This is a genomic window from Ramlibacter sp., from assembly GCF_036383835.1.
Taxonomy (GTDB): Bacteria; Pseudomonadota; Gammaproteobacteria; order Burkholderiales; family Burkholderiaceae_C; genus Ramlibacter.
Map to the genome: position 1 here is coordinate 21,147 of NZ_DASVNN010000005.1, position 10,597 is coordinate 31,743.

At 67.5% G+C, this 10,597-nt stretch carries 11 protein-coding genes; 2 read left to right on the top strand and 9 right to left on the bottom strand.

The window, feature by feature from the left end:
• The first annotated feature begins 1 nt into the window (after position 1).
• Entirely contained in the window at positions 2-619 is a 618-nt protein-coding gene (locus VF522_RS00685; RefSeq protein WP_330906271.1) for a DUF4337 domain-containing protein, read from the top strand.
• Complete coding sequence (xth, locus tag VF522_RS00690; protein WP_330906272.1) at positions 616-1,395, top strand: exodeoxyribonuclease III; 780 nt, start codon at positions 616-618, stop codon at positions 1,393-1,395. The genes VF522_RS00685 and xth overlap by 4 nt, the downstream gene beginning before the upstream one ends.
• Positions 1,396-1,501: 106 nt before the next feature.
• Here xth and VF522_RS00695 read toward each other — a convergent pair whose 3' ends face one another.
• The 9 genes from VF522_RS00695 to VF522_RS00735 form a co-directional block, all read right to left on the bottom strand.
• Positions 1,502-2,482 (bottom strand): tripartite tricarboxylate transporter substrate binding protein, encoded by a 981-nt coding sequence (locus VF522_RS00695; protein ID WP_330906273.1) that lies wholly within the window; start codon positions 2,480-2,482, stop codon positions 1,502-1,504.
• Between the two features lie 114 nt (positions 2,483-2,596).
• A complete protein-coding gene (ntrC, locus tag VF522_RS00700) occupies positions 2,597-4,093 on the bottom strand; it encodes a nitrogen regulation protein NR(I) (RefSeq protein WP_330906274.1) in 1,497 nt (498 codons plus the stop codon).
• A gap of 33 nt (positions 4,094-4,126) precedes the next feature.
• Complete coding sequence (gene glnL / locus VF522_RS00705; RefSeq protein WP_330906275.1) at positions 4,127-5,227, bottom strand: nitrogen regulation protein NR(II); 1,101 nt, start codon at positions 5,225-5,227, stop codon at positions 4,127-4,129.
• Positions 5,172-5,666, bottom strand: coding sequence for a hypothetical protein (locus VF522_RS00710; RefSeq protein ID WP_330906276.1), 495 nt, complete (start codon positions 5,664-5,666; stop codon positions 5,172-5,174). Before VF522_RS00710 ends, glnL begins: the two co-directional genes overlap by 56 nt.
• Before the next feature lie 136 nt (positions 5,667-5,802).
• Positions 5,803-7,221, bottom strand: a complete 1,419-nt coding sequence (gene glnA / locus VF522_RS00715; RefSeq protein ID WP_330906277.1) for a type I glutamate--ammonia ligase — start codon at positions 7,219-7,221, stop codon at positions 5,803-5,805.
• A gap of 208 nt (positions 7,222-7,429) precedes the next feature.
• Positions 7,430-8,242, bottom strand: coding sequence for a competence/damage-inducible protein A (locus VF522_RS00720; RefSeq protein ID WP_330906278.1), 813 nt, complete (start codon positions 8,240-8,242; stop codon positions 7,430-7,432).
• A gap of 23 nt (positions 8,243-8,265) precedes the next feature.
• Positions 8,266-9,105, bottom strand: a complete 840-nt coding sequence (locus VF522_RS00725) for an EI24 domain-containing protein (RefSeq protein ID WP_330906279.1) — start codon at positions 9,103-9,105, stop codon at positions 8,266-8,268.
• An 87-nt stretch (positions 9,106-9,192) separates the two neighbouring features.
• The gene (locus VF522_RS00730; protein WP_330906280.1) at positions 9,193-9,867 is read right to left on the bottom strand and encodes a YdcF family protein; all 675 of its coding nucleotides are present in this window, start codon (positions 9,865-9,867) and stop codon (positions 9,193-9,195) included.
• Positions 9,868-9,872: 5 nt separating this feature from the next.
• Positions 9,873-10,597, bottom strand: a 725-nt coding sequence (locus VF522_RS00735; protein WP_330906281.1) for a sterol desaturase family protein, incomplete at its 5' end; no start/stop codon positions are given.

Here is a 10,597-nt window from a genome sequence, read left to right on the forward strand (position 1 = left end):
CATGTCAGGCGGAACCTTCCACGTCCACGGACCCCACGACCACGAGCTGGAACACGCCACGCAGCACGCCGCCGGCCATGCCGCGCACGGCGAGCATGCGGCCCAAGGCGGCGGCAGCATGACCAACCAGATCGCCCTGTTCACCGCGGTCATCGCCACCGTCGGCGCGATCTTCGCGTACATGGGCGGCGCGACGCAGGCCAACGCCGGCCTGTACAAGAACAACGCCGCGATCAAGAAGACCGAGGCGTCGAACCAGTGGAACTACTTCCAGGCGAAGTCGACCAAGCAGTCGCTCGCCGAAGTGTCGCGCGACCTCGCGCCCACGGCGTCCGACCGCGACAAGTACCAGGCCAAGATCGACCGGTACGAGAAGGAAAAGAAGGACATCCAGGCCGGCGCCGAGAAGATCGAGGCCGAAGCCAGGGAATGGGACAAGCGCAGCGACGAACAGATGCACCTGCACCACCGCTGGGCGCAGGCCACCACCGCGCTGCAGGTCTCGATCGCGCTGGCCGCCATCGCGCTCATGACCCGCAAGAAGTGGCTGGAGATGACCATGTTCGGCGTCGGCGCGATCGGCGCCGGCATCGGGGTGGCGGCGATGCTGCACGTATGAAGATCACCACCTGGAACGTCAACTCGCTCACGGCGAGGCTGCAGCACGTGCTGGACTGGACGAAGGCCAATCCGGTCGACGTGCTGTGCCTGCAGGAGCTGAAGCTCACCGACGACAAGTTCCCGCTGGACGTGCTGCGCGCGGGCGGCTACGGGCACTGCGCGGTGTTCGGGCAGAAGACGTACAACGGCGTGGCGGTGATGAGCCGCCTGCCGCTGCGCGACGTGGTGAAGAACATCAGCGGATTCGCCGACGAACACTCGCGCCTGCTGTCGGTGACGGTGGATGGGCCGCAGGGCGAGGTGCGCGTGGTCAACGGCTACTTCGTCAACGGCCAGGCGCCGGGCACCGACAAGTTCAGCTACAAGATGAAGTGGCTGCAGGGCCTGCAGGCCCACGTGCGCGAGGAGATGGCGCGCAACCCGCGGCTGGTGCTGGTGGGCGACTTCAACATCGCGCCGGAAGACCGCGACTCCTTCGATCCCGAGGGCCTGCGCGAGACCATCCACCACACGACCGAGGAGCGAACGCACTTCCGCCAGCTGCTCGATCTCGGCATGACGGACAGCTTCCGCATGTTCGAGCAGCCGGAGAAGAGCTTCAGCTGGTGGGACTACCGCATGCTCGGCTACCAGAAGAACCGCGGCCTGCGCATCGACCACATCCTGGTGAGCGAAGGCGTGAAATCGCTGGTCAAGGGCTGCAGCATCGACCGCACGCCCAGGAAGTGGGAGAAGCCGAGCGACCACGCACCGGTGACGGTGGAAATCACGTGATTCGTCATTCCCGCGAAGGCGGGAACCCAGGGCATTGAAAAGGGGCGCAACGCGCCTCTTCCTCCTGGAAGCGCTGGATCCCCGCCTCCGCGGGGATGACGAAGGTTCAATCCACCTTCGCGCCCGACGCCTTCACCACCGGCGCATAGCGCGTCATCTCGCGGGCGAGCATCTCGCCCATGGCCTCCGGCGTGGTGCTCATGGGGTCGGCGCCGAGGTTGTCGTAGACCTTCTTCATCTCCTCGCTCTGCAGCGCCCGCGCGAATTCCGCGTTGAGGCGGCGGACGATGCCGGGGTCCATGCCCCTGGGGCCGAGGATGCCCGTGTACAGCACCAGTTCGAAATTCGGCACGCCGGCTTCGCCCATGGTGGGCACGTCGGGCACCGCGCCGACGCGCCGCGGCGTCGTCACGGCCAGCGCGCGCAGCTTGCCCGCCTTGACGTTGCTCACCGCGGGCGGCATGGTGGAAAAGACGAAGCTCACCTCGTTGGCCAGGATCGCCTGCGTGGCCGGCCCGCTGCCCTTGTACGGGATGTGCGCCACGTCCATCGCCTGGGTCGCCTTCAGCATCTCGCTGGCGAGGTGGATGATGGTGCCGTTGCCGGAAGATCCGTAGGACATCTTGCCGGGCTCGGCCTTCGCCAGTGCGGCCAGCTCGCGCACCGTCTTCGCCGGCGAGCTCGGGTGCACCACCAGCATCAGCGGCGTCGACGCGACCATCGCGATGGGCGAGAAGTCCTTCAGCGTGTCGTACGGCAGCTTCGGATACAGGCTCGCGTTGATCGCATGCGTGGTGATGTCCTGCAGCCAGATCGTGTAGCCGTCGGGTGCGGCCTTCGCGACCAGGTCGCCGGCGATCGTAGTGCCCGCCCCGGGCTTGTTCTCCACGATGATCGATTGCCCGATCTGCGTCGACACCTTCGCGGCCAGTGCGCGCGCCAGCACGTCGGAGATGCCGCCCGGCGCGAAGCCGACGAACATGCGGATCGGCTGCTTCGGATAGTCGGACTGCGCGGCCGCCGGCAGGCTGGCGACGGCGGCGAGGGCGAGGGCGAGGAACAAGGCACGGAACAAGCTGGCGGCCATGGGGCAACTCCGGTGCGTGCTGACGGGGGGATCCGGGCATGCTGCGGCAGAACCGGCAGCTTCCGTGTCCGGTGGAACCCTCATCCGGGAGCCCCCGCCTGCGCGGGGAGGACGCTACTCCAGCCCGAGTTCCTGGATCTTCCGCGTGATCGTGTTGCGCCCGATCCCGAGCTTCTGCGCCGCTTCGATGCGGCGGCCGCGTGTGTTCAGCAGCGCAGTGAGGATCAGCTTCGATTCGAAGCGGCGCGTGAGCTGGTCCCACACGTCGTGATGGCCGCTGGCCAGCAGCTGCATCGCTTCGACTTCCAGCGCGGCTTCCCAGCCGCCGGCGGTGGGCGCGGGAGCCAGGACCGGCGCCGCCTCGGAGACGGCCGCGGGGACGCCCTGGGTTCCCGCCTTCGCGGGAATGACGGTGGCAGGAGGCTCCGCGGAAGGTGAAGGCTCCACGCGGCCCGCCACTTCCGGCGGCAGGTCCTTCGGTTCGATCAGCTGCGCCGGCGCCATCACCGTGAGCCAGTGGCAGATGTTCTCCAGCTGGCGCACGTTGCCGGGGAAGGCGAACGTCATCAGCCGCTCCAGCGCCGCATCGGAGATGCGCTTCGGCTCCACGCCGAGCTGCTTGGCGCTTTGTTGCAGGAAGTGGCGCGCCAGCATCGGGACGTCCTCGCGCCGCTCGCGCAGCGCCGGCAGGCGCAGCCGGATCACGTTGAGGCGGTGGAACAGGTCCTCGCGGAAGACGCCTTCCTTGACGCGCTGCTCCAGGTCCTGGTGGGTCGCCGCGATCACGCGCACGTTGGCCTTGACCGCGTTGTGGCCGCCCACGCGGTAGAAGTGGCCGTCCGACAGCACGCGCAGCAGGCGCGTCTGCAGGTCGAAAGGCATGTCGCCGATCTCGTCGAGGAACAGCGTGCCGCCCTCGGCCTGTTCGAAGCGGCCGCGGCGCATGGTCTGCGCGCCGGTGAAGGCGCCGCGCTCGTGGCCGAACAGCTCGGATTCCAGCAGGTCCTTGGGGATCGCGGCGGTGTTGATCGCCACGAAGGGCCCGTTCGCGCGCGGCGAGTGCTTGTGCAGCGCGCGCGCCACCAGCTCCTTGCCGGAGCCGGACTCGCCGGTGATCATCACCGTCACGTTCGATTGCGAGAGGCGGCCGATCGCGCGGAACACGTCCTGCATCGCCGGCGCCTGGCCCAGCATCTCGGGCGCGGCCTGCATGCGCTCCTCGGCCACTTCCTCGCGCTGGCTTTCTTCCACCGCGCGGCGGATCAGCTCGACCGCCTTGGGCAGGTCGAAGGGCTTGGGCAGGTATTCGAAGGCGCCGCCCTGGAAGGCGGACACCGCGCTGTCCAGGTCGGAGAAGGCCGTCATGATGATGACGGGCAGGCCCGGATGCTTTTCCTTCACCCGCGTGAGCAGGTCGAGGCCCGAGCCGCCCGGCATGCGGATGTCGCTCACCAGGATCTGCGGGCCGTCCTCGTCGTTCGCGGCCTCGAGCGCCGCCAGGACTTCGCGCGCGTTCGTGAAGCTGCGCGTGGGCAGGTCCTCGCGCATGAGCGCCTTCTCGAGCACGAAGCGGATGGATTGGTCATCGTCAACGATCCAGATCGGCTTCATGTTCTGCTTCACCCTTCAATTGCTATGTTCTCTTCAGGGCAGCGGGATCAGGATCTTGAAATCCGTCCTCCCCGCGACGCTGTCGCACTCGATCAGGCCATGATGCTGCTGCACGAAGGTCTGCGCCAGCGTGAGCCCCAGGCCGGACCCGCCGTCCCTTCCCGACACCAGCGGAAAGAAGATGCGGTCCTTGATCGAGTCCGGCACGCCGGGCCCGTTGTCGATCACATGCAATTCCAGTGCCAGTCGATAGCGCTGCTTGCCGAAAGTGACCTGCCGGCCGATGCGCGTCTTGAATGTGAGCCGTGCGTCGCCCGCCGCGATGCGATCGGCCAGGGCTTGCGCCGCGTTGTGCGCGATGTTCAGCACCGCCTGGATCAACTGCTCGCGGTCGCCCCGGAACTCGGGGATGGATGTGTCGTAGTCGCGCACGACGCGCAGCCCGCGCGGGAATTCGGCGAGGATCAGCGAGCGCACCCGCTCGCACACCTCGTGGATGTTGACGTCGCCCACCACGTGCGGCCGGCGGTGCGGCGCAAGCAGGCGGTCGACCAGCGTCTGCAGGCGGTCGGCCTCGTGGATCACCACGCGGGTGTATTCCTTGAGCGACGGATCGATCTCCATCTCCAGCAGCTGCGCCGCGCCGCGGATGCCGCCCAGGGGATTCTTGATCTCGTGCGCCAGGTTGCGGATCAGCTCCTTGTTCGCCTGCGCCTGGTCGATCAGGCGCTCCTCGCGGTCCTGCCGGGTCTGGGCTTCCAGAGGCAGCAGTTCCACCACGAATTCGTCGGGCGATTCGGTCTGGGCCAGCACGACGTGCACGGGCATGGCCTCGGCGCCGTGCCGCAGCAGCCTGGCGTCGTAGCGCAGCGCCGCGTACTCGTTGCCGCGGGCGCCGTCGAGCGCGGTGCGCAGCACGTGCGGCTCGGCGAAGAAGTTCAGGAAGCTCGCACCTTCGATGGTGCGGCGGGAGGAGCCGGCGGCGTCCTCGAGGGCGGCGTTGGCGAACAGCACGGTGCCGTCCCCCCGCACCACGGCCACCAGCGTGGCCAGGAGGTCGAAGGCCTGGAAGGCCGCCTTATTTGGCGGCCGCTGCGGCGCCGTTGCGCCCCAGTTCGCGCTTGAGTCCGGCAATGTCTTTCTCGGTGCGCTCGATCGACGCCTTGAGCTCGGCGGTGCGGTCAAGGTATTTCTGGTGGTTGCGCGTCTCGGGGCCGAGCTTGTCGGGCTCGCCGTTCTTGTATTCCGCCTGCTGGTCGGCCAGGCGCTGTTCCGCCTTCTTCAGTTCGGCCTCCAGGATCGCCTTGGCGTCGCTGTCGCGGGCCTTCTGCTCGCCGGCGTCGACGCGGGGCGCCGTGACCGGGCGGGCGGTCGAGACCGGCGCCGCATTGAGGACCCGCGTGCCCTGCACCACGGTGACGTTGCCGCCTTCGACCAGCTTGCACTTCTGCGCCTTGGCCTCGGCTTCGTCGTTGGTGTAGGTGTTGCCGCAACGCCAGATCTTCGTCTGCGCGGAGGCGCCGGCGGCGAAAGCGAGGGCAACGACGGGAATCAGGACGTGGGCGATCTTCATTCGGTTCTCCATGCCATGGATCAGCAGGGACGGCCTTGCAGTATCGCGCAAACTCTTCAGATTGCCAATTAAGCTGTTGATTTAAAAGGAAAAGGGGCGACAAAAGTCGCCCCTTTGCCGAATCACCTGTGTTTGATCACAGGCTGTAGTACATGTCGAACTCGATCGGGTGCGTCGTCATGCGGAAGCGGGTGACCTCCGTCATCTTCAGCTCGATGTAGGCATCGATCATGGCGTCGGTGAACACGCCGCCCTTGGTCAGGAAGCCGCGGTCGTTGTCCAGGTACTCCAGCGCCTGGTCGAGGCTGTGGCAGACGGTCGGGATCTTCGCGTCTTCTTCCGGCGGCAGGTGGTACAGGTCCTTGGTGGCGGCCTCGCCCGGGTGGATCTTGTTCTCGACGCCGTCGAGACCCGCCATCAGCATGGCGGCGAAGCCCAGGTAGGGGTTCATCAGCGGATCCGGGAAGCGGCACTCGATGCGGCGGCCCTTCGGGTTCGCCACGTACGGGATGCGGATCGACGCCGAGCGGTTGCGCGACGAGTACGCCAGCTTCACGGGCGCCTCGAAGCCGGGCACCAGGCGCTTGTAGCTGTTGGTGCCGGGGTTCGTGATCGCGTTCAGCGCGCGGGCGTGCTTGATGATGCCGCCGATGTAGTACAGCGCGAACTCGGACAGGCCCGCGTAGCCTTCGCCGGCGAACAGGTTCTTGCCGCCCTTCCACACGGACTGGTGCACGTGCATGCCGGAGCCGTTGTCGCCGACGATCGGCTTGGGCATGAAGGTGGCGGTCTTGCCGTAGGCGTTGGCCACGTTCTGGATCACGTACTTCTGCAGCTGCGACCAGTCGGCGCGCTCGACCAGCGTGCTGAAGCGGGTGCCGATCTCGTTCTGGCCGGCGCCGGCCACTTCGTGGTGGAACACTTCCACCGGGATGCCGACCTGCTCGAGGATCAGGGACATCTCGGCCCGCATGTCCTGCGTGCTGTCGACCGGGGGCACCGGGAAGTAGCCGCCCTTGGTGGTGGGACGGTGGCCCTTGTTGCCGCCCTCGAGCTTCTTGCCCGTGTTCCAGGGCGCTTCGTATTCGTCGATCTCGACGAAGCAGCCGTTCGGGCCGGCGGCCCAGCGCACGTCGTCGAAGATGAAGAATTCGGGTTCCGGACCGAAGAAGGCGGTGTCGCCCAGGCCGGAAGCCTTCAGGTAGGCCTCGGCGCGCTTGGCGATGGAACGCGGATCGCGATCGTAGGCCTTGCCGTCACCCGGCTCGAGCACGTCGCAGGTGAGGATCAGCGTCGTCTCTTCGAAGAACGGGTCGATGTTGGCCGTGTTCGGGTCCGGCATCAGCAGCATGTCGGAGGCTTCGATGCCCTTCCAGCCGGCGATCGACGAGCCGTCGAAAGCGTGACCGGAGCTGAACTTGTCTTCGTCGAAGTGGGAGACGGGCACGGTGACGTGCTGCTCCTTGCCGCGGGTGTCGGTGAAGCGGAAGTCGACGAACTTGACTTCGTTCTCCTTCACCAGCTTCATGACATCGGCGACGTTCTTGGCTGCCATCAGGTTTCTCCTGGGGGATGGTTGGTTGTTGAATGAATCGGCGGCATGCGGGGATGCAGGTTCTGTGCCAAAGCTGGTGCATGCGGTCCAGCGGCCGAACGCGGGATTGTCCCGCAAGATGCGGGCAATTCCCTACGGAAGTCTTGCTGTTTCCGCTCAGCAGTGCACCCGATCAGTGCATTTGCGGATTTGCACCGCGATGGTGCGATCAAGAACGCACCAATTCAGGGCCGAGCTTCACCTTCAGCGCGGCCAAACCGTCCAGCAAGGTCCGGTAGGCCGGGTCGACCCGGGCCGGCTCGCCCTTGACGCCCAGGTCGATGTGGCGGCCGTAGGTCGGGTGGTCGACGCTGGGGAGGCTGAACACCTTCACTTCAGGGTGTTCGCGCTCGACCTGCTCCATCAGCGGCGTGAGCGTGGCCTCCATGGAGCCGAAGACGATCACCGACTTCTCTATATAGGCGCCCTGCCGGAACAGGTGGCGGTAGTGCTGGTCCAGCACGCTCTCCATCATCGGCCAGGCCATGACCGGGAAGCCGGGGACGAAGTGCACCGTGCCGACCGTGAAGCCGGGGATCTTGTTGTACGGATTCGGGATGAGGGTCGCGCCCCGGGGGAACACGCCCATGTTCAGGCGGTGGATGTTGTCCGGGCGGTCCGGCTCGTAGGGCACGCCCTGCTCCTTCGCCACGTCCTGCATCCGCTCGCGGATCAGGGCCTCGGCCTGCGGATGCAGTTCCAGCTCGCGCCCCAGCGCCTTCGCGGCGCACTGGCGGGTGTGGTCGTCGGGGGTCGCCCCGATGCCGCCGCAGGAGAACACGATGTCGCCCGAGGCGAAGGCGCGCCTGAGCGTGTCGGTGATGCGCTCCGGCTTGTCGCCCACGTACTCGGCCCACCCCAGCTGCAGTCCGCGCGCGGACAGCAGCTCGATCAGCTTGGGCAGGTGCTTGTCGGCGCGCTTGCCGGAGAGGATCTCGTCGCCGACGATGATCAGGCCGATCTCGGGGGTGGTCGTGTTCATGGCGAAATCCTAGCGCCTCGCCCTTACGGCGCCAGCGGCTTGCCGTAGGCGTCGATGGCGCGGACGGTGGGCGTGGCCCGCAGCTGCGCCAGCGCCGCCAGGCAGTAGTGGGCGAACCAGAGCGAGGAGAAGGCGAACACCAGCGTGTAGATCCAGATCGCCGCCGGGATCAGGATCGGGAAGGCGGCGGCGAAGAACCAGCCGGAGGCCCACACGATGCTCGGCGCGGCACCGAGATAGCCCGTGGCGATGCCGATCAGCAGCAGCCAGCCGCGATGCTGGCGGAACACCTGCCGGCGCTCTTCGCCGCTGGCATGGTCGGCGAGCGCGTCGAACGCCATCACGCGGTAGGTGAGCCAGCCCCAGATCAGGGGCGGCAGCACCAGGATCAGCGGCGGGATCAGCCACAGCGGCACCGAGATCACCAGCGCCAGCAGTGCGAGCAGCGTGGAGCCGAGCGACCAGGCGGCGGCGCGGGCGAAGGACGCGCCCTCCTTGCGTTCCAGGGCCGGGAAGCGGCGGCGGCTCACCAGCCGCACGATCGCGGGGGACATCAGCAAGGCGACGAAGAACAGCACGAGCACGACGAGCACCGGCGTGACCGCGAAGATGATCAGCAGCGGCGCCAGCGCATTCTTCAGGCCGCCCATGCCCATGTCCTGCAGCCACCGCGTGACGGTCGCGAGCCCGTCCGACGATTCGATCAGCATGAACACCGTGTTGACCGCGTCGTCCCAGTAGACATAGCCGAGGCCGGCGGCGAGCAGCACCATCAGGACCAGCGGCAGCAGCGACAGGCCGATGACCCGCGGGTGCAGGCAGTAGGCGACGGCGCGCCAGAAGGAATCGAGGAACAGGGACATTCGGCTTTCGTCGTTCCCGCGACGGCGGGGATCCACTTTCGTCATCCCCGCGAAGGCGGGGATCCAGGGCATTCTATGGATGCGCCGTCAGTGCTCGCCCGGACACGGCCGCGGCGGCCGGACCCAGGCTTCGATTCCGCCGAACAGCGCGCCGGCCCATTCGCGCAGCGGCTGCTTCGCGGCGGCGAACCCCTTGCGCCCCGGCGTGAAGCTCGCGAGCGTGAGCGGTGGCGGACGGAAAAAGGTCACGGACGTGGGCGCCGGGATCACGTCGAAACCCGCCGCCTCGAAACGGCGCCGTGCGCGCGGCATGTGCGCCGGGTCGGTCACCAGCGCGATGCGCCGCACGTCCATCGAGGACACCAGGCACCACGCGAATTTCGCGTTCTCGCTGGTGTCGAGCGATTCGGTTTCCACCCAGCGCGGGCCGATGCCCCACTTGCGCAGGAGGATGTCCTCCATCTTTTCCGACTCGGCTTCGAAGCCGCTGTCGCCCGTGCCCTTGCCCACCAGCAGCAGCGGAACCCCGGTGGCAAGGTGCAGCTTCGCGCCGTGCTCGATGCGCAGGGTGCGGCCTCCGATCACCACGATGGCCTGCGCCTCGTGCCGAATCCTGTCGGGGTCCGCCGGGCGCGCCTGCCATTCGAGCAGGTACAGGAGGGTGGCCGCCCCGGCCGGCGTGGCGGCGAGGAAGGTCGCGAGGGCGGCGAGGGCCAGCAGCCCGCCGGAGCTCCAGAGCGCGCGGCGCCAGCCCTTGCGCATGCGCTTCAGGCGCGGCCCACGAGCCGCAACACCCCCAGCCACTGCTGCGCCCAGAAGCCCTGCCCGTAGTCCCGGCCCTTTTCGACCTGGTCGCGGATGCCGGTGGGGTCGTAGCGCAGCTCGAAGTTGGCGGTGCCGAAGAGGACGTCCCACCAGGGCAGCAGCACGCCGAAGTTGTGCCCGCCCAGCGTGCCCTTGCCGCGGCTCTCGTGCCCGATGCCGATGCTGTGGTGCAGGCGATGGAAGCGCGGGCTGATCCACAGGCGCTCGCCGATGCGGCCGAAATGCAGCCGGATGTTGGCGTGCTGCAGGCTCTCGCTCAATTGCGCGATGGCGACGATGGCGACGAACTGGCCCGGGCCCACGCCGATCATCTGGCCCAGGACCACCAGCAGGCTGTCGCGGAGCAGGTCGTCGAGCAGGTGGTTGCGGTTGTCGCTCCACATGGTCATCTGCCGCTGCGAATGGTGCAGCGCATGCAGGCTCCACCACCAGTTCCAGCGGTGCTGGCCGCGGTGGATCAGGTACTCGACGAAGTCCAGCACCACCAGGTACATCAGCAGCGACACCCAGGCCACATCGGTCACGCCGGGCCAGAGCTGGTCGAGGTGGAAGGTGCCATAGCCGGCCGTGCGCAGCGCACCAAAAGCTTCGTCAAACCACGGGTCCAGCGTGAAGAACAGCGCGATGCGGAACAGGCCCAGCCGGTGGATCAGGGTGTACAGCACGT